At 58.3% G+C, this 24,967-nt stretch carries 22 protein-coding genes; 9 read left to right on the top strand and 13 right to left on the bottom strand.

Features of this window, described 5'->3' with window-relative positions; genetic code table 11:
• Positions 1–525: 525 nt before the first annotated feature.
• A complete protein-coding gene (locus NQ014_RS06315; RefSeq protein ID WP_070643199.1) occupies positions 526–1,803 on the bottom strand; it encodes an MFS transporter in 1,278 nt (425 codons plus the stop codon).
• A gap of 261 nt (positions 1,804–2,064) precedes the next feature.
• On the opposite strand from NQ014_RS06315, the gene NQ014_RS06310 reads away from it, so the two are divergent.
• On the top strand, positions 2,065–3,633 hold the full coding sequence (locus NQ014_RS06310) for an NYN domain-containing protein (protein ID WP_257074321.1): 1,569 nt from the start codon (positions 2,065–2,067) through the stop codon (positions 3,631–3,633).
• 181 nt (positions 3,634–3,814) lie between these two features.
• On the opposite strand, the gene NQ014_RS06305 is transcribed toward NQ014_RS06310, so the two are convergent.
• Positions 3,815–4,660: a PspA/IM30 family protein gene (locus NQ014_RS06305; RefSeq protein WP_257074320.1), complete on the bottom strand. Its 846-nt coding sequence runs from the start codon at positions 4,658–4,660 to the stop codon at positions 3,815–3,817.
• A gap of 161 nt (positions 4,661–4,821) precedes the next feature.
• Here NQ014_RS06305 and NQ014_RS06300 point away from each other — a divergent pair, with 161 nt between their 5' ends.
• Complete coding sequence (locus tag NQ014_RS06300) at positions 4,822–6,123, top strand: class A beta-lactamase-related serine hydrolase (RefSeq protein WP_257074318.1); 1,302 nt, start codon at positions 4,822–4,824, stop codon at positions 6,121–6,123.
• Positions 6,124–6,227: 104 nt separating this feature from the next.
• On the opposite strand, the gene trxA is transcribed toward NQ014_RS06300, so the two are convergent.
• From trxA to NQ014_RS06250, 10 genes are all read right to left on the bottom strand, one after another.
• Positions 6,228–6,608: a thioredoxin gene (trxA, locus tag NQ014_RS06295; RefSeq protein ID WP_016421700.1), complete on the bottom strand. Its 381-nt coding sequence runs from the start codon at positions 6,606–6,608 to the stop codon at positions 6,228–6,230.
• A 142-nt stretch (positions 6,609–6,750) separates the two neighbouring features.
• Entirely contained in the window at positions 6,751–7,599 is an 849-nt protein-coding gene (locus tag NQ014_RS06290) for a fumarylacetoacetate hydrolase family protein (protein WP_016421701.1), read from the bottom strand.
• An 89-nt stretch (positions 7,600–7,688) separates the two neighbouring features.
• On the bottom strand, positions 7,689–8,885 hold the full coding sequence (locus NQ014_RS06285) for an acyltransferase family protein (protein WP_257074317.1): 1,197 nt from the start codon (positions 8,883–8,885) through the stop codon (positions 7,689–7,691).
• Between the two features lie 142 nt (positions 8,886–9,027).
• The gene (gene dnaB, locus NQ014_RS06280; protein WP_049170075.1) at positions 9,028–10,620 is read right to left on the bottom strand and encodes a replicative DNA helicase; all 1,593 of its coding nucleotides are present in this window, start codon (positions 10,618–10,620) and stop codon (positions 9,028–9,030) included.
• Between the two features lie 735 nt (positions 10,621–11,355).
• Positions 11,356–11,808 carry a 50S ribosomal protein L9 gene (gene rplI, locus NQ014_RS06275; protein ID WP_005511982.1) on the bottom strand — a complete coding sequence of 151 codons (453 nt, stop codon included), beginning with the start codon at positions 11,806–11,808 and terminating at the stop codon, positions 11,356–11,358.
• A 100-nt stretch (positions 11,809–11,908) separates the two neighbouring features.
• Positions 11,909–12,475, bottom strand: a complete 567-nt coding sequence (locus tag NQ014_RS06270) for a single-stranded DNA-binding protein (protein WP_005511984.1) — start codon at positions 12,473–12,475, stop codon at positions 11,909–11,911.
• A 121-nt stretch (positions 12,476–12,596) separates the two neighbouring features.
• On the bottom strand, positions 12,597–12,884 hold the full coding sequence (rpsF, locus tag NQ014_RS06265) for a 30S ribosomal protein S6 (protein ID WP_005511978.1): 288 nt from the start codon (positions 12,882–12,884) through the stop codon (positions 12,597–12,599).
• A 311-nt stretch (positions 12,885–13,195) separates the two neighbouring features.
• On the bottom strand, positions 13,196–13,387 hold the full coding sequence (locus NQ014_RS06260; RefSeq protein WP_257074311.1) for a hypothetical protein: 192 nt from the start codon (positions 13,385–13,387) through the stop codon (positions 13,196–13,198).
• Complete coding sequence (locus NQ014_RS06255; RefSeq protein ID WP_257074310.1) at positions 13,388–15,865, bottom strand: transglycosylase domain-containing protein; 2,478 nt, start codon at positions 15,863–15,865, stop codon at positions 13,388–13,390.
• A gap of 11 nt (positions 15,866–15,876) precedes the next feature.
• Positions 15,877–16,248, bottom strand: coding sequence for a DUF5318 family protein (locus tag NQ014_RS06250; RefSeq protein ID WP_224783765.1), 372 nt, complete (start codon positions 16,246–16,248; stop codon positions 15,877–15,879).
• Positions 16,249–16,507: 259 nt separating this feature from the next.
• Between NQ014_RS06250 and NQ014_RS06245 the strand changes: the two genes are divergently transcribed.
• From NQ014_RS06245 to NQ014_RS06225, 5 genes are all read left to right on the top strand, one after another.
• A complete protein-coding gene (locus tag NQ014_RS06245; protein WP_016421706.1) occupies positions 16,508–17,593 on the top strand; it encodes an inositol-3-phosphate synthase in 1,086 nt (361 codons plus the stop codon).
• A 43-nt stretch (positions 17,594–17,636) separates the two neighbouring features.
• The gene (locus NQ014_RS06240; RefSeq protein WP_257074308.1) at positions 17,637–17,801 is read left to right on the top strand and encodes a hypothetical protein; all 165 of its coding nucleotides are present in this window, start codon (positions 17,637–17,639) and stop codon (positions 17,799–17,801) included.
• 315 nt (positions 17,802–18,116) lie between these two features.
• A complete protein-coding gene (locus NQ014_RS06235) occupies positions 18,117–18,608 on the top strand; it encodes a MarR family winged helix-turn-helix transcriptional regulator (protein ID WP_005511929.1) in 492 nt (163 codons plus the stop codon).
• A 158-nt stretch (positions 18,609–18,766) separates the two neighbouring features.
• Positions 18,767–19,699 carry a universal stress protein gene (locus tag NQ014_RS06230; protein ID WP_257074307.1) on the top strand — a complete coding sequence of 311 codons (933 nt, stop codon included), beginning with the start codon at positions 18,767–18,769 and terminating at the stop codon, positions 19,697–19,699.
• Between the two features lie 43 nt (positions 19,700–19,742).
• On the top strand, positions 19,743–20,159 hold the full coding sequence (locus NQ014_RS06225) for a hypothetical protein (protein WP_257074306.1): 417 nt from the start codon (positions 19,743–19,745) through the stop codon (positions 20,157–20,159).
• A 155-nt stretch (positions 20,160–20,314) separates the two neighbouring features.
• Here NQ014_RS06225 and leuS read toward each other — a convergent pair whose 3' ends face one another.
• Positions 20,315–23,233: a leucine--tRNA ligase gene (leuS, locus tag NQ014_RS06220; RefSeq protein WP_257074305.1), complete on the bottom strand. Its 2,919-nt coding sequence runs from the start codon at positions 23,231–23,233 to the stop codon at positions 20,315–20,317.
• 60 nt (positions 23,234–23,293) lie between these two features.
• Between leuS and NQ014_RS06215 the strand changes: the two genes are divergently transcribed.
• Both NQ014_RS06215 and NQ014_RS06210 read left to right on the top strand, forming a co-directional pair.
• Positions 23,294–23,905 (top strand): SdpI family protein, encoded by a 612-nt coding sequence (locus NQ014_RS06215; RefSeq protein WP_257074304.1) that lies wholly within the window; start codon positions 23,294–23,296, stop codon positions 23,903–23,905.
• 72 nt (positions 23,906–23,977) lie between these two features.
• On the top strand, positions 23,978–24,961 hold the full coding sequence (locus NQ014_RS06210; RefSeq protein WP_257074300.1) for a bile acid:sodium symporter family protein: 984 nt from the start codon (positions 23,978–23,980) through the stop codon (positions 24,959–24,961).
• Positions 24,962–24,967 lie beyond the last annotated feature (6 nt).

The following is a 24,967-nucleotide window of genomic DNA, read 5'->3' as shown; positions in this document are numbered from 1 at the left end:
CCCACAAATGAAAAAAACCACGCGAAAAGCACCCAAACAAAGGCGCCGCCACGCAATCCATCACCCGCAAGCACACAAGGACCCAAAACAAACAAAGGCCCCCGGCACCCACCAGCAACACACACGCACACGACAACCAAACAAGCACTTTCCCAAAAAAGTATTAGTTAGTACATCGGCACACTATTGAGTTCTCACACAACACACACCCACGAAGACAACCACCCCAAACCAGGGCAACCACCACGTGAGCAGCGAGAGAAAACATTAACAAACAATTAACCAGAAAGTCAAACCAACGACTCCCAGCGGCTAACCGCACGAAAACATTTCCCCCACATCAGCCAACCAAACACATAAACTGCCTGGCCGCGCTGACCTCCGAATACATTACACACATGCCCCTATTTAAGCGAATCCGCTGGTAGAACCTGGAAAACGAATCACTTTAGTTAACTCTGTACGCCAGATTTGAGCCTTCCTACGGCTCGGGCGCTACTTTTCAGCAACTCAGCAATCGACCAATTACTTAGTGAGAGCCGCCTTGTCACCTGCGAGTCGTCGCCACGCAGTGGCAGACGCGACCCCCATCAGCGCACCCGCCCCCAGAAACACACTGCCTGCACCCATCGCGGTAGCACCCAAACCAGCAACCGGCGGCAGGATGACCTGCGCCAAGCGGTTACCCATCAGTCGGATGGATAGCGCCTGAGCGCGCACCTCGGCATCCACCAGGGAGCTCACCCACGTCATTGACATGGGCATGACAAAACCCCACGCCAAGCCACAGATACCAACCGCGACAACCATCAGCCACGCACTCTGTAGCCACGGCATTGCCAAAAGCGGCAGGACACCGGCACAAACTGCAATGATAAGGACTCGATTGCGATTAGCTCGGTGCAAAACAGTCGGCATGAGGGCTCGGGAAATAATCGCGAGGCCACTACGCGCACCAAGGATTGCCGTCACCTCGGCAACACTAAAGCCCAGTTCGCGTCCCAGCACCGGCACATATGCCGTCAACAGGTCAATGGCTACGATGACCGCAATTGATACAGCCATGGCGCTGGACATGCCGTCGATACGCAGGATGCTTAGGACCGATGCGCCGCTGGCTTCGGCCTGCGCCGGCCGCCTCTTGTCCATCCGGCTGCGATCGCTAACAGTCGACGCCGGGGATTGCTCAGTTGAGCTAGCAGCTTGCACTTCGGCGGCTGCATTCGCTTCGTGCCGTCGATAAGCAGTTGCGACCGGCCAGCCGATGACCAGGGCGACCGCGCCGATTCCCGTCATCGCCCAGAGCGCAGAAGTGGTGGCGGTCATGGCGCTGCCGTCGTGGTTGGGAGTGAGCAGACCTGCACCGACAATGCCGAGGAACTGCCCGACGGAAATTCCGAGCGTGAAATAAGCAAAGAGGCTATCGAGCCCGGCGACGCCGCCACGCAGGTGCGAAACCATGCCTTGAGCGGCGATGAGCGTAGTCATGTGGGCAAAACCCAGGGCCACGTAGCCGAGCAGAAGAATAGGTAGGTTCGGCGAGAGCGCCATTACTGCTGCCGCGATGACGGTGGCGACGAGACCGGAGTACATGACTTCGGTGGCGCGATGACTGTCGACAAGCTTGCCGGCGGGAAGCGCAATAATAAGAGGTACAAGTGAAAATGCGGCAGTGAACCAGCCGACGGTGGCGGCGGAACCGCCAAAATCGAGGACTCGCCAAGAAAGCAGCACGCGACCGCCGTTGAAAACCGCTTGTCCCAACACAGTAATGAGAACCAATAGGCCGAACCAGCGTCTCATACCTGTTTGTAACTCCCCTTCTCCTGTGTGGTCGTACTCTTCGCGGGGCGATTTCTTTGCACGTCAATACCTAAATTGATCGGTGCCTTCTCGTCGACTCGCACTCCTGCCAACCCGCGAAGAGCGGTCAAAGTGATGCGGCTTATTAAGAATAGTCCCTGAAGTTAAACATGTTTAGCGCATAGAATGAATTATTCGGGCATCCTTGTCGATGTAACCGGTTTGCTTATTTAGTTAATAAAGAATCAGGAATTAGGAGCCATGCTTGAACGCACATTGGTGTTCGTCGATACGTCATATTTATTGGCGAGCTTTTACAACTCGTGGGAAACCGGAGCCCGCGGGCAATTAGAAATCGACCTTAGAGAAGTAGTTAGTGTCCTTGACCGAATGATTAACCAGCAGCTGAACCAGCCAGTTCAGCGGCAACTTTGGTACGACGGCATCCCGGAGTCGGGGCCGCATCGTTACCAGCGCTCACTGCGCACGATTGATGGTGTGCAGCTGCGCGCAGGTCAGCTCATTGAGTGGGGTGACCGACGGACGCAGAAGGCCGTCGATACTCGACTTGTCGCAGACATGGTTGTCGCCGGCCTGCGCAACCAAGTTTCCGATATCGTGCTGGTCTCGGGCGATGCGGACATGCTGCCCGGCGTCGCTGAGGCTTCGTCCGCCGGTGTGCGCGTGCATCTCTACGGCTTCGGCTGGGACTCCATGTCCGGTGCGCTTCGCCATGCCTGCGATTCGACGACAATCCTCGATCCCCGCGAGGACTTCGCCGACGCCATGCAGCTCAACGTCCTCGAAGGCCCAATCCCACCGGTCGTCCGCACGAATAAACCGCTGGGCGATGCCGAACCAATCGAAGATCTCGGCGCTACCTGCGTGCCGGATACGCGCATCACTCCTCCGGGCGAGGGCTCGCTTGACAACGGCACGGAGAACACTCCCTCCGCTGCCGACGGTGACGTTGCTTCGCCGGAGGCCGGCACTCCGGAGGTTCCGCAGGACCAGCGCGTTGTGCCATCCCCCACGGCTGACAGCGACTCCGACTGTCGCAGCGAAGACAATGCCGCAGCCACGCCGACGGCCAAGGCCGACTCGCCGAAGTTCAACGAGGTCGAGCACGCGGCCAAGATGGGTGCCCGGGAAATCCCAGCGCAGGCTGAGCACCGCGCTGAGGTAGAGCGCACCGGCGGTTCGGAAGCTACCCAGGTGGATTCCGCTGCTTCGGACGTTTCGCCTGGCTCGCCAGCGCAGCCAACACAGCCAGCGCAGCCTTCTCCAGCAGCCATGCCCGGCGCGACAGTCAACACTGGCAGTGGGGCTGGTAACGACACTGCGAACAACACCGGAGCCGAGAATGCAGGCGCGTCTGCCTCCGCTTCCGCGTCGTCGACTGCAGTTGGCAGAGGGGAGTCGGAAACGGAGCCGTCGACAAGCGAAGACGGTGCCAACACGAGTACGCCGAAACCAAGCCCGCGGCCGAATCCTTCGATGATGGCGCCGAGGAGGAAGCTGCGTAGTCGATACGTGCCCCTGCCGAACGAGGTGTGGGCATCCGCGGGTTTCCAGACGCCGTTCGATGTGGGACAGCAGTACGCGAACTGGTGGTACGAGAATATTGCGAACGAGCAGGCGCGCGATAGTGCCCACTTGCTCTCTGGTGGTGGGCTGCCGCCGGACATTGATCGTCCGCTGCTGCAGTTTGCGTGCGAAACCCTGCACGAATACACGCTGACGGAGACACAGCGCGTCAATCTGCGCGATGGTTTCCACGCCGGTATCCGCGGAGTGCTGCTCGCGCGGAAGAACGGCGAATTGGAGTAGTAGCACGCCTCACGGCTTCGGCAGTTTCGGTGGCTTCAGCACTGCTGGCGCTACTGTCGCCGCTGGTGCGGCTGACGCGAGAAAGTGTCGGGGTTTATGTCAGTTTAGGGTGGTTTTTCCCGCTCAAACTGACATAAACCCCGACACTTTCTTGTTGGCGATTGTTGGCAACTGGTGAAGGCTACTTCGCTTCGTCTGCGTCCGTTGTGGTGTCCTCAACGGCCTCGGTGGCCTCGGTGGCCTCGGCGGACTCCAGCTCGCCGGCATTATCCTTCGCGGCAGAACCGGATTCGAGAGCAGCGCTTTCACTATTCATCTGGGCACGAATTTCGGCCAGACGCATGTCGGCAGCGGCATCGCGAGTCGAAGTCTCGATCTCAGCCATGCGACCTGCTTGTGAGGATTCCGCGAGCTCCTGAGCGCCCAACGCATTGGCGTAGCGGCCTTCAATCTTCTCACGGACCGAATCCAAAGTCGGCACATTCGGATCCTCGGAAATACCCTGCATGCTCTGGAGAGTCTTCGACGCGGTCTCTTGCATCTTGGCCTGATCGGCCTGCGACTCCAGCTTGCGGATATCCTGCTTAATCTGCTCGTAGCGAGCCTGCGACTGCTGCGCCTGACGCTGTGCCTCCTCAGCAGCAGATACGGCCTGCTGGTGGAGCTGCGTAGTATTTTCCAGCTCCTTTTCAACATTCACCAGCTGAGTGGCAAACACCTCAGCAGTGCTTTCCATCTTCTGTGCAGTGGCCTCATCACCCTTGGCACGAGCTTGATCCGCATTGGCGAGTGCCTGCCGGGTGTTCTCGGTAATCTTGTCACGCTCAGAGGTCAACCGCCCCAGCTGCATTTCCAGCTGATTGCGGTTGCCGATGATAGCCGCAGCCTGACGCTGAATCTCCTGATGGCGCTGACGCTCGGCCTCAGCTGCCTGTGCAATCTGAACCTTAGGATCCGCATTGTCTTCGATCTTCTTATCGAACGAAGACATCATGTACTTCCAGCCCTTGGCAAATGGATTAGCCATGCAAATCCAACCTTCCTCAACATATGCGGAATAACTAACCGGAACCGAGAAGATTCCATCTCTTAAAAAATTGTACGTGAGCTAGCTCGCTCTCTCTCGGCAAACGGAAAGAGCTGGTTACCGACAAGCAAGACTCACCCAGAGTTGTAAACTCTCTAAACATGGTTCATTGCCCTCAACGCGCGTACCGCGGACTTGCCGCGAGTCTCGCCGCGGTAATTACTCTGTCAGCAACTGCGCCGCTGGCTAACGCGACAGTCACCGCAACTGCTGACTCCACCGATACCGGTGCATTTTCACAGGTAGTCGTCGCAGCTCCATCTTCAACGGAGCCGACTAAGTCCTCCGACGCAAAAACCAAGAAGACCACCGAAAAACCAGCTGAAAAGGCTCCCGAGAAGAGCACAGGGCGAACCGCAGAGAAGTCGGCGGAACAGTCGGCTGAGAAGTCGACCGAGAAAACCTCTTCACCGACATCGGAAACGTCCTCGACGGAGCCGTCGGAAAGCACTGCGAAAAGTGAGCCGAAGGAGTTTCCCCCACTTGTGCCGGGGGCGAAGACCCAGTGGGGCCTTGGCGTCCAAACTCGTCTCGACCAAGTGACCGAGGAGTTCGATGCTAAGGGCGGCATGCTCGGCATGGGCATCCTGGATCGCCAGACCGGTGAGTTCATCTGCAACTCACACTGTGATGATGTTTTTCGCCTCGCCAGCCTGATGAAGGTGTTCGTCGCCGATGTTGTGGCCTATTCCAACTACACGCAGCCGGAGAAGGGCGAGATCGTCGCTGGCCAGGGCGATATGCCGGTTGAGGGCAACCCCGACGCCATGCTGCGCGACGACATGATTCGATACTCCAACAACGAAGCAACTGACGAGCTGTGGGATTCCTACGGCGGTGTACGCATCGTTGACAATGTCCGGCAGCGCTACGGCCTCTCGGATAAGACCGTCGGCTCGCCTATGTGGGGAGCCACCACCAGTACGCCAGCCGACATGGTCGCCTACTTTGACCGCATGCTGAGCGAAGAAGGCGGGCTGAGCGACACGGAGACCAAATACATGCGTCAGCTGATGTACTCACTGCCACGCTACTCCTACGGCGATGCAGACCAGAACTTCGGTCTGCGTGCAGCGCTACCGAAGGAAACGATTGCCAACAAGTCCGGTTGGTACGAAGAGCAACACACCACTGCCGGATTCCTTGGCGACGATGACCGTTACGCTATCGCGGTTCTGGGCAAAAACCTGACCGCCAACGACCTCACCGAAGCTGTCAAGCACGTGTTCCCGGACGGGCAGGTTCTGCCAACGGGTGAGAAGGAAACAAAGCAGGCCCGCACCAGCGCACCACTGTCGATTGAGGAGGACTCAAACAAAATCGCTCCAGCCCTGTGGGCACTAGTAGCGGCACTCGCTGGCTTTGGTATTGGCTGGCTCATTCGTGGCCAGCGCGCGGACTAGATACAAAAAGCCCCCGCGGGCTTGAGGGCTATTTCAGGCGCGGGGGCTTATGCGGCAGTGCTCCAAGTTGGAAAACGCACAGTATGCGGGCTGAACCGCAGAGTTTACTCGGTAGCGCTATCCTGTGCGGCCTGCTCGGCAATCTGCGCACGGACATCATCCATGTTCAGCTCCGAAGCCTGGCCAACCAGATCGCTCAGAGCGGCCTCCGGCAGCACGCCAGAGTGCTGGAACAGCAGAATTCCCTCGCGGAAAACAAACAGCGTCGGAATCGACTGAATGCCCAGGGCGGCCGAAACCTCCTGGTTGGCATCGGTGTCCAGCTTTGCGAACACTACCTCTGAGTGCTTCTCCGAAGCCTTCTCATAAATCGGGGCGAACTGGCGGCACGGACCGCACCAGGATGCCCAGGCATCAACGAGCACAATGTCGTTGTTCTGAATAGTCTCAGCGAAAGTCTCGTTCGTAATATCAACAGTTGCCATGGGTCTAACTCCTCTTACTCTTTAACGTCGTGTTCTAACTTCAGGTTCTTTACGTAGGTTTTTACCCGTTAGTCTCCCACAACGCACGCGGGGGTCGATTCATTCCCGCCGGGTTTGCGGGGACGTCGTAAAGCGGCGCGTGCTAGTGGTTGATGCGGACAGTATTGGCCTGTTTACCCAGGCCATCGATGGTGATGACCATTTCCTGACCATCCTGAAGGTAGGTCTGCGGGCTCATGCCGTGGCCAACACCCGCCGGCGTTCCCGTGGAGATGACATCGCCCGGGTTCAGCTGCACGAACTGTGAGATGTAGGCGATTAGCTTCGCCGGGGAGAATACAAGGTCCGCAATCGGGGCATCCTGGCGCAGTTCTCCGTCGACATATGTGCGCACCCGCGCGGAGTCCGCATCGAAAGCATCGGCCGTGAGCATCCACGGCCCGAAAGCACTGGCGCGCTGCAACGTCTTCCCCTGTAGCCACTGCGCGGTGGCGTACTGGAAATCGCGCTGGGTGAAGTCATTCATAATCGCGTACCCAGCGATAGCGTCCTGTGCCTGCTCCTCCGACACCCGCAAGCAGGTCTCGCCGACGATAACCGCGAGCTCGCCTTCGTAATCGAGCTTCTCCGCGCAGGCCTCCGGCACTCGGATATCATCCTTCGCACCGGCAACGGCATCGGCAAACTTCGCGAATAACGTTGGCACCTCGGGGCGCTGGTGCCCCATCTCGTCGATGTGCGCGGCATAGTTCAAGCCGACGCAGACGATCTTGCCCGGCCGCGTGATTAGCGGTGCGAACGCCCACGCGCTCTCCGCCATGACGTTGTCAGGGTTGTTCCCCGCCTCCGCCAAGAGTTCTTCCGCTTCACGACGCCACGTTGGCCGCGCTAACACATCTCCGAGACAGTGGTCATCAAAAAGGACCGCTACGCCGTCACCGAGAACAGCGGCGCGGGTTGCACCCTGGTATCGCAACGTTGCTAGACGCATGGCTTTCTCATTTCTTCATGGCTATTCTCTGTGTCACTTCTGCCGCCTGACCGGCTCTCGGTTCCACGCTACCGCCTTGTTGAGCTGAATTAGGAAGCAGGTTCGCTCTTCGGCTGACGCGGAGTCTCGCCTTCAGGCAGGGAGGAAGGATTCTGGCTGCGCTGAAGGGCACGCTGTCCCGGCGTAGTCATGCGCACTACCCACGCAGGACGGACAAAGAGCCACCCGGCACCGATGGCAAGCAGCAACCTGTGCAGACCAAGGCACAGCATCGCCGCAATGATAGTCACCAGCGGCGTCATGATGACCAAGTGTGGGTCCTTCGGCAGGATGAGGTCACAAATAATCATGACCACGACCAACATTGGAATGTGCATGAGGAAGATAGGCAGCGTTCGGCCGCCAACCTTTTCAAAGGGCACAACTAGGCGAGTGTTCTGCAGCATCGCCATGACATTGATTGCAGCCAGTGCGCCAGTGGTGGACAGGTACACGCGGGTGAAGCCGACGTTGCCTTCGTTAAAGCTCGAGTAGGTCGCCTGCACCCAAATTGCCACCGACAGGAACGCCGTCAGCGTCACTAGCAGTGAGAGGCCGCTGCGACGCTGGGCCATCCGGAAGATCCAGGGCGCACCGTACATGCCCAGCACGTAGAAGAACAGCATTTTGCTGACGAAGTCCCACGACCAGCTGGACGAGGCAAAAGGTGCCCATGCACTAATGAGGCCTGTAACGATGAGCTGAATCACCGGATGTACCCAGCGGAATGCTCGTGTGAGAATTGCAAACAGCGCCAGCGCCCACAGGAACCACAGGTAGGAAGTTGGTTCGATGATCGCGTGAAGCGTGTTGTAAATTCGCGGCCCCCACGCGCTGTGGTCCGTAATCGGCGGCGGAGACACTATGCCATCGGCATCCACGTGCGTATACGGCATGAGGAAAAGCACGAAGTCACGCAGTGGAACCCAAATCACGTAGAGATAGACCATCACCCAGATTCGGCGATTGGCTAACTTATGCCACGACTCCTTGAGTGCCTTGCCGGCGAACAGCCCAGATAGCAGGAAAAACAGCGGCATACGGATTGGTCCGAGGAAGAAGTTAATCCCCGCCCACTGCGCCGTGTAGTAACCGTGCGCTTGCAGCTCTGTGATGGCATGGCCAAGCACAACTAAAAGAATGCACAGCCCCTTGGCCGCATCTACCCAGCCGACGCGCTGTTTCGGCGCGCTCTTCTGCCTTTTCGCTTTGGCCTCCGCTGCCACGGGAGCGGCAGTTGGTGACATAGTGCTTCCCCGCTTCCCGACGACTCCGCGTAACCCTCAAAACCTTCAAAACCATCAACGCACGAAAACTCGCCCCATTGACTGTCACTCACCTTACCTAGCCACCCGGATTGCACTAATTCTGGGTGGCTAGGCCAGGCACCTAGAGAGAACCGCTGGGCTCCTCCGCCAGGTTGGCGAACCTGGAGTAGTGCAGCTGGTGGGCCACAGCAATGCTTCCGGTCGGTCCACCACGGTGCTTTGCGACGATAATATCCGCCTCACCAGCACGTTCATGGTCAGCCTCCTGCGAGTCCGGCCGGTAAATCAGCATGACAATATCGGCATCCTGCTCCAGCGAACCCGACTCACGCAGGTCCGAGACCTGTGGCTTCTTATCTGTGCGAGCTTCCGGACCACGATTCAGCTGCGAAATTGCAATCAGCGGTACCTCGAGCTCCTTCGCCAACAACTTGAGCTGACGGGAGAACTCCGAGACCTCTTGCTGCCTGGACTCGACTTTTTTACCCGAGCTCATCAGCTGCAGGTAGTCGACCACAATCATCTTCAGATCGTGCTTCTGCTTCAGCTGACGTGCCTTCGCGCGAATTTCCATCATGGTCAGGTTCGGCGAGTCATCAATAAACAGCGGAGCATCACGAATCTTGTCGCCGACCTCGACCAGCTTTGTCCAGTCCCGCTCATCCAGGTCACCGGAGCGCAAAGATGCCATGTTGATCTTCGCCTCTGCGGACATGATGCGCATCATGATTTCGTTGCGCGACATTTCCAACGAGAAAATTGCGCTGGTCATGCCGTTGCGAATCGATGCCGAACGCATGAAGTCCATTGCAAGCGTGGACTTACCCACACCCGGACGAGCCGCAATAATCACCATCTGACCTGGGTGAAGGCCATTTGTCAGCTTGTCCAGATTGGTAATCCCCGTCGGCACACCCTGCGCCAGGCCGCCGTTTTGGGTAATAAGATCCAGTTCCTCCAGCGTGTCATCCAGGACATCGGCGATGGGAACGTAGTCATTCTTCGTGTTCTCACGTCCAACGCTGAAGATGAGCTGCTGCGCCTCATCCACCAGCTGCTCCGGCTCCGTGTCCTCCGCGCCCGCATAGCCAATCTGGGCGATTTTCGTGCCGGCCTCGACCAGGCGACGGATTGTCGCCTTCTCCGCAACAATGCGGGCATAGAACTGCGCATTCGCCGCCGTTGGCACCAGGGAGGCCAAGGTGTGCAGGTACAGCGGACCACCGATACGCTCCAGGTCTCCAGTTCGATCCAGACGACCTGCCAGCAAAATGGGGTCGATCTCCGAGGACTCACCGTAGAGGTGCAAAATCGCCGAGTAAATCGTCTGGTGCGCTGGCCGGTAGAAATCCTCCGGCGTCAGCTGCTCGTACACATCCGCGACGACCTCTGAGTTCAGCAGCATCGCGCCGAGCACACTCTGCTCCGCCTCGATATTGTGCGGCGGGGTGCGCTCAAAAGTCGCGCCCGCGACCGCACTCGCACGAGCGCCACGACCACGGTCTCGCTCCCAGTCCCGCGCCCCAGATCCGCTTGCCGACGATCCGTTGCCCGAGCTCTGCGAGAAGGAATACTCCTCCGGTGGCGCATCCTCTACCGGCGGTTCCGGGGGCAGCGGAACGTCATCGAAGGAATCATCGTGGGAATTTACCGAGTAGGACGACGCCTCGTCCCCTGCTCCTGAATGACCACCATCACCTACAGGCTGACTCATCGTGAGCAGCTCCTCCCCTTCTGGACCACTTAGGTGCCTTTTCAACCCTGTTGCTGACTGACCATCACACTCAATATGTCTGTTCCGACCGCCAGCACTGGACACCTGACTACCTACCGCAGTTATACCTGTTCGAGCGGATTGACGGACCTGTAAAAGTACCCTTGGAGGCCCTAGAAAACAATCTTCTACGGGGTTTATCCCCGAAGTTATCCACAGCACCTGTGGACAAGCCTGGGGAGAACATGTGCACAATCAAGAAAAGTCCAGGTGAACGGTCCGTAACCCTAAACCGCCGCTTGAATGTTAAAGGGGGTAGCGGAGTTTCAACCCGAAAATATTCTATCTACGCAGGTCAGTGCGTATCTGCCTTAATCCTGCACAAATGTAATCCTCTGTTACCTCTTTAGCATCGATGCTGCTCATGCGGAGATTATTAACGATGAATTAATAAAAATCTCGCGCTCTCCAGAAAAGTTATCCACGGCAGCCAGGCAAGTTACTCACAGGTTTATCCACAGCAATCATCGTTAGCCTGTGGACAAGTTGTAGACGCTCTTTCCAGCACCTGCGTAAAAGGCTTTAAACCGGCCTTAAACCACGAAAAGCCCCGACCTTTCACTACGAAAGATCAGAGCTTCACGTGTGCTGTTGTCATTGGGCCTCAGAGCCCGCGCAGTCTTTAAACGCGGTGCTCGTCAGCCGCCGTCAAAGTAAAAACTCTAAACCGCGAACTTACGCGGCGACGACCTGTACGGAAACATGCGCGGTAATCTGCGGGTGCAGCGCGATGTCAACGGTGTGCTTACCAAGGGACTTGATCTGGCTCGGAGCAAGCACGACTGCGCGCTTGTCGATAGCCTGACCGGAAGCCTTACGAACTGCATCGGCGATGTCACCCTTGGTGACAGAACCGAACAGCTTGCCATTTTCCGAAGCCTTCACAGCAACGGAGACGTTGTCGAGCGAATCAATCTTCTGCTTGACTTCACGTGCATGGTCGAGGTCGCGGATAGCGCGAGCCTCCTGGGCACGACGAATGCCCTCGATCTGCTTTTCTGCGCCGCGGGTGGCAACAATTGCCAGTCCGCGAGGAAGCAGGTAGTTACGTCCGTAGCCGGCCTTGACCTCAACGATGTCGCCTGCGACACCGAGCTTGTCAACGTCGGCGGTGAGGATCAGCTTCATGATCCCTGCCTTTCGCTGGATATGTCTTTAAAAGATTATGAGAATTGTGGATGCTAAATCTGCTGCAAACTAGTCACGTAGTGCCGTGGCTGGAAGGAGCTTAGAACGGAGGCTCATCGCCGCCGAAGCCGCCACCGGCCGGAGGAGCTGAGTTCCACGGATCTTCCGCAGGAGCTCCACCACCAAAACCGCGATCGCTCTGTCCACCCTGGTTGCCCTGGTTTCCACCAAAGCCACCGCCGAAACCACCACCGGCATTTCCACCCTGGCCGCGGTTACCGCCGCCAAAGTTTCCACCGCCGTTGCGTGGAGTGCGCGTGACCTGAGCTCGAGCGAACTTCAGGGACGGACCCACCTCATCGACCTCAACCTCAAAGACGGTACGACGCTCGCCCTCGCGGGTCTCGTAACTGCGCTGGCGCAGACGACCCTGGACGATGACGCGCATGCCCTTGGAGAGACTTTCGACAGCGTTCTCCGCTGCCTCACGCCACAGGCTGCAGGTGAGGAACATGCCCTCGCCGTCAACCCACTGGCCATCTCGGTACACCCGCGGAGTCGACGCGACGCGGAAGTTCGCGACGGCGGTGCCGTTCTGGGTGTACTTAAGCTCCGGGTCAGCAACCAGGTTGCCAACCACTGTGATTTGTACGTCTCCCTGAGCCATGCTTCTTCTCCTCGGTTGTATTCTGTCGAGCTGATGATGGGGCTTTCGCCCGCTATCCTACGGCTTTCGCATTACCGGTGTGCCCCATTCGAGCACTCTGGATACGCAAATATGACGCAGATTAACGATCAACCCGCAGCACCTTGGTGCGCAGGATGCTGTCGTTCAGATTCAGACGACGGTCGAGTTCCAGCACGGTTGCGGACTCGCAGGTGAGGTCGACGACAACGTAGATGCCGTCTTCCTTCTTCTCGATCGGGTAGGCGAGGTGGCGCTTACCCCAGATGTCCACCTTCTCCACCTTGCCGTTCTCCTTGCGGACAACGTCGAGGTACTTCTCCAGGGACGGGCCTACGGTGCGCTCATCCTGAGACGGATCGATAATAATCATTACTTCGTAGTGACGCACGGACCTCATCACCTCCTATGGTCTAGTTCTTGTATTTCGGCTACACAGCGTGGTGCGCTGGCACTGTCTTTCATGCCAACCGCTATGCAGCAGGAGGATCGTTGCGTCAAGCAACCCTGCCAGGGTACCGCAGGCAGAGGTATATGTCCTAATCGCAGGCGCCGTCGGCAAGCAGTACTGGCAAGCGGCGTCGTGGCGCCGAATAGAAAGAGACGCACACAGAGCTACTGCGTGCGTCTCTTTGAATTGTGAAGTTGTCGCGTGCTTTGTGGGCAGTTAGCGCTCTAGCAGCTGACTACCTGGCCTGCGTCCTATATTGATGTCGAGGAAGCATGTGCCAACGCAATAATCACCGGAATGACTGTCGCGAATAGGAAAGCTGCCAGACACAGAGCCCAAATGATTGCCGGTTTCCACTTCTGCATGAAGCCCCAAAAGGCCGTGCCGAACATCAGGAAGCCAATCGCGACGCAGACGATGGTGAAAATCACCCACGTGTCCACTTACTGTCCACCTCCAGGGTTACCGGTGTCTCCGCCGCCTTCATTGCCACCGCCGAAACCACCGCCTCCCGGAATCGGGATGGGCAGTAGGTCAGCGATTCCGCCGCCACCGCCGCCGCCATCGCCACCCGGAACCGGAAGCGGTGCAGGCTGCTCCTCGGAGGACTCAGAGGTCGACTCCTCGGCCGACTCCTCTTCTGTGGTCTCCGGGGCATAGCCCTGGTCATAGCCAGAGTCAGAGGTCGACGGCGCCTGGTACTGCGGCGCACCTGCGACACCACCGATTGGTTCCGGCTTGGTGAAGTACTCAAAGTCCTCGTTAGACAGTGCGTTATCCATGGTGTACTTCCACAGATCGCCCGGGGTTTGGGCACCGTACATGATGCCACCGTAGGCGTTGTAGAGCGCCGAACCATCGACGTTGCCAACCCACACTGCAGTCGACAGCTGAGGCGTCGAACCAATCATCCACGCATCCTTGTTCTGGCCGGTGTCACCCAACTGCGTAGTACCGGTCTTGGCGGCCGACGGGCGACCACCGCTCAAAGGCTTGTTGCTGTAGCCGGCAACAGGCTCCATAGCCGATATCACATTGGTGGCCACTGCCTTGGAAACTCGACGATCGCCCTTGTCAGCGTTGGACTCGTAAACAATCTCTCCCTTGGAGTTTTCGACCTTCTCGACGAAGTGAGTCTGATGATAGACGCCATCGTTGGTCAGAGTAGCCAGACCAACGGCCATATCCAGCGGACGTGAGAGGTACTGACCCAAGGTAATACCGTCCTGCGAGTGACCGTTGTCATCCATCAGAGTCTTTTCAATGCCCGGGATGGACTCGGCCACGCCCAGACGATGGGCCATCTTGGCGGTGTCATCCGGGCCATTCTTCAGGTCGCGCTGCAGGCGAATAAACGGGGTGTTCAGTGACTGCTTCAGGGACTCGTAAATCGGGAGGACACCACCGCCGGCACCACCGGAGTTGTACAGAGTGGCGTTACCGGACTGGACAGGTGCCGAAGAGTACTGCGCGGTCAGCGGAATGCCCTGATCGAGCGCTGCTGCCAGCGCAAAAATCTTGAAAGTAGAACCAGTCTGCAGACCGCTGTTCGCGTAGTCCCAACCAGTCGGATCGTCGCCGCCGTAGTAAGCGCGGACAGCACCGGTCTTCGGCTCCACCGAAACGATGGCGGCACGCAAACCCGTTGACTGATCGACGTAGTTTTCCATCGCATCCAGGGCAGCCTGCTGCACCGTCGGGTCAATGGTCGTCGTAATGCGAAGGCCGCCAGTGTTGACCTCCTGCTCGGAGATACCTTCGCGCTCCAACTCAGCCAGCACCTGATTCTTAATCATGGCAGCCGGGCCGGGCTCCGGAGCCTGCTTCGGCGCCAACGCCGGATCGATGGTCTCCGGGTACTGCATTCCCGCGCGGTCCTGCGGCGAGACGATGTTCATCTCCACCAGGCCATCGAGGACGTAGTTCCAACGCTGCTCAGCCTCCGGGCGGTTAGTCCACGGATCCAGTGCAGATGGACGCTGAATCGAGGCTGCCAGCACGGCACCCTCTTCGGCATTCAGCTCACCGACTTCCTTACCGAAGTAGGCCTTCGACGCTGCCGCGATACCGTATGCGTTACGACCAAAGTAAATCGTGTTGAGGTAGGCCTCAAGGATTTCGTCCTTAGTCCACTCCCGCGCCATCTTCGCCGACATGACCAGTTCCTTGGCCTTACGGGTCAGCGTGCGCTCATTGCCCACCACAGCATTCTTGACGTACTGCTGCGTAATGGTCGAGCCGCCACCGGCACTGGAATTACCAGTCACGACTCCCAGAGCCGCACGGGCATAACCAGTCAAGGAGAAACCCGGGTTGGTATAGAAATCACGATCCTCAGCTGCCAGCACTGCATTGCGTACAGCATCCGGCACCTTGTCGATAGTGATGTTGCTTCGGTTACCGCCCTCGGGGACGATGCGCGTGATTTCCTTTTCACCAGTACGGTCATAAATCACCGCAATCTGGCTATTGGCCAACTCCTCTGGCTCCGGCACGTCCGTTGTCGCATAAGCAACACCGAACACAACTACCGGCAACAGCACGACCAACGCCACGGCTAGACCGAGCCACGCTAAAATTCGCCGCTTATTATCAGTCGGCTGTTCTTCTTGCGCCATCGAGCTTTCCTCTTCATGGTCATCTGGTTCATGGTCATCGGGGGCGTACTGCCCCTTCGCCGGGTCCGGCTCGCTTGCCGACGTCATCTCTGAATCGGTAGCCAGACCCTCGTCCCTGCCACCGACCGAAACAGCATCAATGCTGTCGCTGGAATCGTCGTCAAGCGATGCGTCATCGGAGCGTGCGTGCGTATTCAAGGAATCAGCATCCGGCTGATCCCACCACTCGCCTGATGAATTAGAACCCTGGCCCTCGTGAGGGCTGTTAGGACCGCCTGGGCTATCGGGTCGATCATTGCTCACGGGTGCTCTCCCTAGTTTTCTGACTCTTCTCGAGCTGCCTGAAGTGTCCGGGTCAGGAAACTCCACTTGCAGTCGGGGCACACCTCAACTTCTTTGACGGTGCACGAACCATATTCATTAACTATTGCGGATAATTCGTTTTCAGTACAAGCAGAGCCGGAACGACGGCCCAAGTTTTCTCCGAACACCCAGAATACGAGTCGGAGGTCGAATTTGCGACATACTGGGCACTCTTCCTGGGACTTTCTGCCGTGAAAACGCGCGGCAGCGACCAGCCGAGCATCGGCATCACAGAGTGATTTTCGTGAAATCTCCCCTGCACGCCACTGCTCCAATAACTGCTTCTTGAGCAAGGAGTGATCAATCTCGCCCTGCCATGTCATCACGAAGACAGATTAGCAGGCGCGTGCGGGCTGATTTCACCCCCGCTTTATCGGTAAACACATGCCCCCTCACGGTTCGGGCATCGGCAAAAAACGCATAAAGGTATAACGTCACGCTCGTTACCTCAATGCGTGCACCCACTCACGGCCGCACTGCTGGCGCAAGGTCCTGGTGCGGGGTCCTGATGCTAGGTCCTGATGCGAGTTCCCGGCGCGAGGTCAAAGCCTCCGAGCACATAGTTTCAAGGAGAATTACCAAATGAGTTCAATTCGCGTCGCTATCGTCGGCGTCGGCAACTGCGCCTCCTCCCTGGTGCAGGGTGTCGAGTTCTACCGCGATGCAAAGCCCGATGAGACCATTCCTGGCCTCATGCACGTCGTCTTCGGCGACTACCACGTCTCCGATGTCGAATTCGTCGCAGCTTTCGATGTTGACGACAAAAAGGTCGGCAAGGACCTCTCCGAGGCCATTGTTTCCTCCGAAAACTGCACCATCAAGATCGCCGATGTCCCGACTCTCGGCGTTGAGGTTCAGCGCGGCCCGACCCTGGACGGCGTTGGCAAGTACTACGCGGACACCATCGACGAATCCCCAGCTGAACCGGTCGACGTAGTTCAGGCGCTGAAGGACGCCAAGGTCGATGTCCTGGTCTCCTACCTGCCGGTCGGTTCCGAGCAGGCCGACAAGTTCTACGCACAGTGCGCCATTGACGCTGGTGTAGCCTTCGTCAACGCCCTGCCGGTCTTCATCGCTTCCGACCCGGAGTGGGCCAAGAAGTTTGAAGACGCAGGCGTTCCGATTGTCGGCGACGACATCAAGAGCCAGGTCGGCGCAACCATCACCCACCGCGTCATGGCCAAGCTATTTGAGGACCGCGGTGTTCGCCTCGAGCGCACCCTGCAGCTCAACGTCGGCGGCAACATGGACTTCAAGAACATGCTCGAGCGCGACCGTCTCGAGTCCAAGAAGATCTCCAAGACCCAGGCTGTCACCTCCAATCTCACCGGTCCGCTGGCCGGCAAGATCGACGACCGCAACGTCCACATCGGCCCGTCGGACTGGGTGGACTGGCTGGATGACCGCAAGTGGGCCTACGTCCGACTCGAGGGCAAGGCCTTCGGCGAGGTGCCACTGAACCTTGAGTACAAGCTCGAGGTCTGGGACTCCCCGAACTCCGCTGGCATCATCATCGATGCTGTTCGCGCAGCCAAAATCGCCAAGGATCGCGGTATCGGCGGCCCGGTCTACGCCGCTTCTTCCTACCTGATGAAGTCCCCGCCGAAGCAGCTTGCCGACGATGTTGCGCGAGCACAGCTCGAAGCGTTCATCAAGGGCGAAGACTAAAAGGTATAGGCACTCAAAAGTACAAGCGAGCAGCTCCGATAGCATGTTCCTTGAAAAGCGCCAGAAGGTTACCCATGCGGTAGCCGCTGGCGCTTTTGTGCTTCTCTCTCCCCTATCCTCCCCGCGTCCCTTCCACGCCCTTCTCGTCCTCCTCGCTGCTGCGCCCATCTCGTCCCCGCCATGGATGCGTGCGCTGCAGTCGTCGTAAAGCTGACAGCAATACATCCGAGAGGATTGATCCGCGAGATATATCACAAGCCGAAAGTATTCGCGAGAGTAGCCACATGGCTACCTCCAAGCCAACGTTCTAAGTACAGAGGAAGTGACACTTTAGGGGGTTTCTGCCAGCACCGAAAAAACCTTATACGCAGATAGGTTTAATGCTTCGTACTGGGACTTTAGATGATTGGTGGAAAATTCCTGGTGATTTCATTGCCGAAATCACCAGTTGTAGAAAAATAAATAGCACCCCAAATAAATTTCGTATTGGCAACTAGCACTGTTCGCATATAACATCGTCGCTATGACATTATCTTCGGGCTCGATTGGCAATCCTGATGCCGTTACTCCTCTGTCGCTCGCTAAGCGCATTCGCCCTCTCCTGACTCGCGCTGAGCTGCTCTACAGTCGCCGCTCCTCGGAATCCCAGCTCAGCCGCGCGCAGCTGTCCATCATGATGACCCTGGAGGCACTGGGTGCCTGCCGTATCAGCCAATTGGCTGAGGCTGAGGCCATCCGCATGCCCACCGCCTCCAACGCCGTGCACCACTTGGAGGTCGCCGGCATGGTGGAGCGCGTCCGCGACAGCAAAGACCGCCGTGGCGTCCGCGTTGAACTGACCGACCGTGGCCGTGAAGAGCTGCACCGCGTTTCTGAAGAGCGCAACCAGCAGATGGCTGAGATGTTCAGCACGCTGACCCAGGAAGAGCTGGAATTTGGCGCTGGTCTTGAGACGATTCTGTCCAAGATCCTCGAAAACTACCCGGAGCACCCAAAGGCAAACCCAAGCGTCTAGTCTCTTTTCCAGCTAGTCCTGCCACCTTTAAGCCCACAGGCAGGATACATAGCTTTTACACTTCCTCGGTGCCGTTTTAAATATGCCCGCCTATCCACGTAGGCTACTACCCAGAAGCACCACTTGGATATTTCTGAGTAATCACAGGAGGATTAGCGATGGCTTCCCGCCCGCTTCGTATCATGATTGCGTGGCGTCCAGGCGAGTACGGCACCGAAACGCTTGCTTACGCCGCTTGGTTAGCTCGCACCACGAAGGTGCAGATTCGCGTTGTCAGCGCACTGTCGCGCGGCTGGCCGCTGACCTCACTGGCTCGGTTGAGCACCAATGACTCCTGGGTTTCCCACGAAACCGAGTCTCTTGAAAAAATCATCAAGGATGAGCTAAAGCTCGCTGGCCTGCGCAAGGGCATGCTTGACGACGATGCCGTACGGATCATCGAATCCTCCAGCGAATCCACAACTATCTGCAACGAAGCCGAAGAATTCGAAGCCGATGTGGTTCTGCTTGGCACCCGCCGAAGCAATACCAAGGACTGGGCCGCCAAGAACCGCAGTCGCTTTACCGCGGGATCAACCTCGGATGCGCTGCTGCATTACTCGCCAATCCCGTTGGGGCTGGCCATCCCGGGTGCGAAGCTTTCTAAGCACGGTGTGACCCGTGTCAGCATTTGCTACATTGACACCCCGCAGTCCCACCATGCATTGAATAAGGCTGCTGACCTGGCATATCGCTGGGAAGTTCCCCTGCGTTTGGTCTCGTTTACGCCTCGTGGTGCGACCATGTACCCAACGGAGAACGGCTACGGCCCCTCCTCTGACCTGATGATTGAGTGGCGCGAGCAGGCTATGGGCCTGCTCGACCGCGGTATCGACCGCGCGCATACCCGTTACCCAGACCTTTCCATTGATACGGAAGTAGCCTCCGGCAACGGTTGGGAAGAGGCCATTCAGTCCATCAAGTGGAAAAAGGGAGACTTGCTCGTTTTGGGTTCGTCTACTCTTGGCCCATTCGGGCGAATTTTCATCGGCTCGTCGACTAACCACATCGTTCGCCACAGCCCAGTGCCAATGCTGATTACTCCGGCCTAGTATGGCAGGCACATCAGACGGCATTTAGAGGCGAGGGGAGCAGATGGTGGATAATTCATCGAAACGCAGTACACCAGAGCGCAATGAGGATGAAATCTTCGACGAGCTTGAGCGCAAGATGTATTCCGGCAAGCGCGCCTACATCTACACCGCGGGTGTGATTCTTACGACGCTGCTCGCGGGCCTCATTATTGGCATCGCTGGCGCCATCGTCGGTGGCCCCACCTGTGATGCGGGTAAGTCCAGCTTCCTCTGCTCCCGCACTTGGGAGATCCTTTTCCCCGTTGTCCCGGGCGTAATCTCCCTGGTCGGCTGCCTTTTGGGCTTTTGGCAGACCTACGTGGAGTGGAAGAACTTCCGCAACTGGCGCGCGTGGCTCGCTATGTGCTGGGTGCTCATGCCCTTCACTTTGATGTGGATGCTCTCCACATTCGGTGTCCTGATTCTGGGCGTTAAGTAGGGGTAAGAGGCGACCAGCCTCGGCGCCACCCCTTGAGGCTTTTGCGAGAAAGTCTCAAGCGAGAAAGTGTCTGGGTTTATGTCAAATTCGAGCCGATTTTAGGCTTCAAACTGACATAAACCCAGACACTTTCTTGTACGCACTGGCCTCCCTGGCTACTTCTTCACAACCAGGTTGACCATCTTGCCCGGAACGACAATGACCTTCACGATATTGCCACCGGCATTCTCCACAGCTGCGACAACCTTTTCGTCGGCACGCGCGACGGCCTCGATGTCCTCGCGGGAAGCATCGGTAGCCACGTCAATGCGAGCGCGAACCTTGCCGTTGATCTGAACCGGCAGCTCAACGGTGTCGTCGACCAGCCACTTCTCGTCAACTGCCGGCCACGGGCCGTGTGCCAGGGACTCGGTGTGGCCGAGGCGGCTCCACAGTTCCTCCGCGATATGCGGCGCGACCGGACCAAGCATGAGGGCCAGCGGCTCCACGGCGGCGCGCGGTGCACCGGCCGAACCGTAGGTCTTAGTCAGGTAGTTGACGTACTCAATGAGCTTTGCGACGGCCGTGTTGTCACGCAGCTCTGCGTAGTCGGAGGTAACCCCTTCCACGGTGCGGTTGAGGGCCTTGAGGTCGTCGTCGGAAAGCGCTGCGTCCGTGACGGCGAGCTCACCGGAGTCCTCATTGACCACCAGGCGCCAAGTGCGCTGGAGGAAGCGCTGCGAGCCGACCAAATCCTTCGTCGCCCACGGGCGGGAAGTGTCCAGCGGACCCATGGCCATCTCGTAGACGCGCAGGGTGTCGGCGCCGTAGTTGTCGCAGACCTCGTCGGGGGAGACAGCGTTCTTCAGGGACTTGCCCATCTTGCCGTACTCCTGGAAAACCTCCAGTTCAGAGCCGTCTTCGGCGCCGCCTGGGATGAGGAACTTACCATCGCGCTCAACAACCTGATCCGCTGGCTGGTAGACACCACGGGCATCGGTGTAGGCGTAGGCCTGGATGTAGCCCTGGTTGAACAGACGGCGGTACGGCTCCTTGGAGGTCACGTAGCCGAGGTCGAAGAGAACCTTGTGCCAGAAGCGGGAGTAGAGCAGGTGCAGCACTGCGTGCTCGACGCCACCGACGTAGAGGTCGACGCCGCCTGGGTCGTCCTTACCGTGAGTCTCTGGGCGGGGGCCGGTCCAGTAGCGCTCATTTTCCAGGTCGACGAACTCCTCAGCGTTGTTCGGGTCGATGTAGCGCAGCTGGTACCAGGAGGAACCTGCCCAGTTCGGCATGACGTTGGTGTCACGGCGGTACTTCTTCTTGCCATCGCCGAGATCGAGCTCGACATTGACCCAGTCAGTGGCCTTGTCCAGTGGAGCCTTTGGCTCGGTGTCGGCGTCGTCCGGGTCGAAGGTGACCGGCTTGTAGTCCTCGACCTCTGGCAGCTCGACCGGAAGCATGGTCTCGGGCAGTGCGTGGGCGTGACCGTCCTCGTCGTAGACGATGGGGAAGGGCTCGCCCCAGTAGCGCTGGCGGGCGAATAGCCAGTCGCGCAGCTTGTACTGGACCTTCTCGTGACCAGCACCTTCCTTCTCCAACCACTCAATGACGGTGGCGATGGCGGTGTCCTTGTCCAGGCCATTGATGTCCAGGCCGGAATCATTGGCGGAGTTCACGCACGTACCGTTACCGACGTACGCCTCCTTTGCAATGTCACCACCTGCGACGACCTCGCGGATTGGCAGGCCGAAGGCAGTGGCGAACTCGTAGTCGCGCTCATCGTGGGCCGGGACAGCCATGATGGCACCGGTGCCGTAACCAATCAGAACGTAGTCGGAAATGAATACCGGCACCTGTTCGCCGCTGACCGGGTTGGTGGCGCAAGCGCCCAGGAAGACACCGGTCTTTTCCTTGTTCTCCTGACGTTCCAGGTCAGACTTGGAGGCAATTGCGGCGCGGTAAGCGGCGACGGCCTCGGCTGGGGTTTCCTTGCCGAAGGTCCAGCGCTCATCCACGCCCTCGTAGGAACCGCTGCCGGCTTCGACCAGCTGATCCACCAGCTCGTGCTCAGGAGCGAGCACCATGTAGGAGGCTCCGAAGAGAGTGTCCGGGCGCGTGGTGAAGACCCTGATCTTGGTGGAGACCTTCGGGCCGACCTCGGCTGTGAAGTCGACCTCGGCACCGCGGGAGCGGCCAATCCAGTTGCGCTGCATGGACTTGACCTTGTCCGGCCAGTCCAGCAGCTCCAGATCGTCGACCAGGCGATCAGCGTAAGCGGTGATGCGCATCATCCACTGGCCCAGCCGCTTGCGGAACACCGGGAAGTTACCGCGCTCCGAACGGCCTTCGGCGGTCACTTCCTCGTTGGACAGCACAGTGCCGAGGCCCGGGCACCAGTTGACCATCGAATTCGACTGGTAAACCAGGCGGAACTCGTCGACGGCTTCGCGTTGCTCGGTCTCGCTGAGCTCAGCGTAGACGCGACCGTCCTTGGTAGCCATCTCGCCCGACTCCAACAGTGGAATCAGCTCATCGATGCGACGGGCCTTGTTCTGATCCTCATCGAACCAGGCGTTGTAAATCTGCAGGAAAATCCACTGCGTCCACTTGTAGTAGTCCTGGTCAGTGGTCGCGAAAACACGGCGGCGGTCATGGCCAAGCCCCAGGCGGCCCAGCTGGCGCTCCATGTTGGCGATATTCGTTTCCGTCGTCACGCGCGGGTGCGTACCGGTCTGGATTGCGAACTGCTCCGCCGGCAGACCGAAGGCGTCGTAGCCCAGGGTGTGCAGCACGTTTGCGCCCTGCATGCGGTGGAAGCGCGCGAAGACGTCGGTGGCGATGTATCCCAGCGGGTGGCCTACGTGCAGACCGACACCGGACGGGTACGGGAACATGTCCTGGACGAAAAGCTTGTCCTTCGGCGGAGTCGAGCCGTCGGCAGCTGCCAAATCGCCCACCGGGTTGGGGGCGTAGAAGGTGCCGTTATCTTTCCAATACGCCTGCCACTTTCCCTCTAGCTGAGTCGCCAGCTCGGGGGAGTAGCGGTAGTCGGTGGCTTCTGCCGAGGACGAGGACTTTTCGCTGTTGGTCATGGTCTCACAGTCTAATAGGTGCGTTTGGCACGTGCTCAACCACCTATATAAATTGGAAGCATGATTGTCATCCCTGTAATTACCCTAGTTTTGGCTGTTTGCATAGCCGTTGTCGCTGGTTTGGCATGGTCGGCGAAACTGCCGGGTAATAACTGGATCGGAATTCGTGCGCCTGAGGCTCGAAAGTCCCAGGAAAACTGGGATATTACGCACCGCGTTGCCGGCCCGCCGTGGGCTGTGTCCGCTGTCGCTTTCCTCGGCGCCGCCATGCTCGGCTTCCTCGCCATCCGCCCGGAGGCCTCTGGTTGGATGTGGCTGTGGTACGCCGTCGCTCTGCTCGCCGGTATCGCCATGCTCGGCATTGGTGCGGCTATCGGCTCGCACACCATCGCGCTTTACGACGCCAAGGTCTCCGCCGAGTCCGGCTCCGGTTGTGGGTGCGGTGACGCTGACAGCGGCTGCGGCTGTGGCTCCGCCGCCACTGATGCCACCGACGCTGCAGCTGATGATGCCTGCTGCTCCGACAACCCGGCAGCTGACTGCGGTGTCTCCGGTGGCTGCAGCTCCTGTGGCCTGGAAGGACTGTGCACGGACAAGGGCTCATCCGCGAATGCCACTTTCAAGCCTGTGGACAAGGATGCGCTGCGCAAGGCAGCTGAGCAGAAGAAGTAAGAAAATTATTGCAGAGAAAAGCTTCTGCAAAATAGTAAGACAACATCTGGTTGCCCACTAAGCTATTTGTCCATGTGGCAACGAATTGTGAATTGGCGTCCAGATCCCCTCATCGTCGGTATCGTTGCTGCAGCGATACTGGCGATTATTTTTCCTGCAAGCGGCACTACCGCTGAGGTTTTCAGCTGGGCCACAAAGATCGCCATTGGCTTCTTGTTCTTCCTCTATGGCGCGCGCCTGAGCCCGCAAGATGCGTTGGCCGGTGTTAAACATTGGCGGCTGCACATAACCATTCTGGCTTTCACATTCGTGCTGTTCCCAATCCTCGGCCTGCTGATGAAACCCCTGGATTGGATTCTCTCGCCTGGCCTCTACCTGGGCATTTTGTACATGACGCTGGCACCGTCGACGGTGCAGTCGAGTGTGAACTTCACCTCCATCGCCAAGGGCAATGTCGCCGGCGCAATCGTCAGCGCCTCGGCATCTAACCTGCTGGGCATCGTTGTCACACCGGTGCTGGTGATGCTGTTGATGGCCACTGGTGGCGGCGTTCATGTGGATTCGTCGGTATTCTTGGATATTTCGCTGCAGTTGCTGCTGCCATTCGCAATCGGCCAGCTCACTCGTCGCTGGACCTTCAAGTTCGCCGCAGCGAAGACGACCAAGAACGTCGACCGACTTTCCATCGCGATGGTTGTCTACGCCGCGTTCTCCCAGGGCATGGTGCAGGGCATTTGGTCGAAAGTGCCAGTCGGAGACATTGTCATCCTGTGTGTGCTTTCGGTCGTGCTGGTGGAATTCGTTTTGCGGTTGTCCGGATTCGTCGCAAAAAAGATGGGCTTCGACCGCAAGGACCGCATTGCGATTCAGTTCTGCGGTTCGAAGAAGTCCCTGGCTACCGGTCTGCCCATGGCTGCCGTTATCTTCGGTGCCGATGCCAGCCTCTACATTTTGCCGCTGATGATTTTCCACCAGATTCAGCTGATGATCTGTGCGGTCTACGCCGCTCGCTGGGGCAAGGAAGCAGAAGCTGAGCCGGAGCCACAACCCGCTTAACGCGGT

This window comes from Corynebacterium sp. 5QC2CO (assembly GCF_024580435.1).
GTDB classification, from domain to species: Bacteria; Actinomycetota; Actinomycetes; order Mycobacteriales; family Mycobacteriaceae; genus Corynebacterium; species Corynebacterium jeikeium_D.
The sequence above is the reverse complement of the archived record's forward strand: the minus strand, read 5'-3'. Positions and strand labels throughout refer to the sequence as shown.

Coding starts and splice junctions, on each gene's coding strand:
- NQ014_RS06315 (WP_070643199.1), bottom strand. CDS start 1,803: ATGAGACGCTGGTTCGGCCTATTGGTTCTCATTACTGTGTTGGGACAA.
- NQ014_RS06310 (WP_257074321.1), top strand. CDS start 2,065: ATGCTTGAACGCACATTGGTGTTCGTCGATACGTCATATTTATTGGCG.
- NQ014_RS06305 (WP_257074320.1), bottom strand. CDS start 4,660: ATGGCTAATCCATTTGCCAAGGGCTGGAAGTACATGATGTCTTCGTTC.
- NQ014_RS06300 (WP_257074318.1), top strand. CDS start 4,822: ATGGTTCATTGCCCTCAACGCGCGTACCGCGGACTTGCCGCGAGTCTC.
- trxA (WP_016421700.1), bottom strand. CDS start 6,608: ATGGCAACTGTTGATATTACGAACGAGACTTTCGCTGAGACTATTCAG.
- NQ014_RS06290 (WP_016421701.1), bottom strand. CDS start 7,599: ATGCGTCTAGCAACGTTGCGATACCAGGGTGCAACCCGCGCCGCTGTT.
- NQ014_RS06285 (WP_257074317.1), bottom strand. CDS start 8,885: ATGTCACCAACTGCCGCTCCCGTGGCAGCGGAGGCCAAAGCGAAAAGG.
- dnaB (WP_049170075.1), bottom strand. CDS start 10,620: ATGAGTCAGCCTGTAGGTGATGGTGGTCATTCAGGAGCAGGGGACGAG.
- rplI (WP_005511982.1), bottom strand. CDS start 11,808: ATGAAGCTGATCCTCACCGCCGACGTTGACAAGCTCGGTGTCGCAGGC.
- NQ014_RS06270 (WP_005511984.1), bottom strand. CDS start 12,475: ATGGCTCAGGGAGACGTACAAATCACAGTGGTTGGCAACCTGGTTGCT.
- NQ014_RS06250 (WP_224783765.1), bottom strand. CDS start 16,248: ATGACATGGCAGGGCGAGATTGATCACTCCTTGCTCAAGAAGCAGTTA.
- NQ014_RS06245 (WP_016421706.1), top strand. CDS start 16,508: ATGAGTTCAATTCGCGTCGCTATCGTCGGCGTCGGCAACTGCGCCTCC.
- NQ014_RS06240 (WP_257074308.1), top strand. CDS start 17,637: ATGTTCCTTGAAAAGCGCCAGAAGGTTACCCATGCGGTAGCCGCTGGC.
- NQ014_RS06235 (WP_005511929.1), top strand. CDS start 18,117: ATGACATTATCTTCGGGCTCGATTGGCAATCCTGATGCCGTTACTCCT.
- NQ014_RS06230 (WP_257074307.1), top strand. CDS start 18,767: ATGGCTTCCCGCCCGCTTCGTATCATGATTGCGTGGCGTCCAGGCGAG.
- NQ014_RS06225 (WP_257074306.1), top strand. CDS start 19,743: ATGGTGGATAATTCATCGAAACGCAGTACACCAGAGCGCAATGAGGAT.
- leuS (WP_257074305.1), bottom strand. CDS start 23,233: ATGACCAACAGCGAAAAGTCCTCGTCCTCGGCAGAAGCCACCGACTAC.
- NQ014_RS06215 (WP_257074304.1), top strand. CDS start 23,294: ATGATTGTCATCCCTGTAATTACCCTAGTTTTGGCTGTTTGCATAGCC.
- NQ014_RS06210 (WP_257074300.1), top strand. CDS start 23,978: ATGTGGCAACGAATTGTGAATTGGCGTCCAGATCCCCTCATCGTCGGT.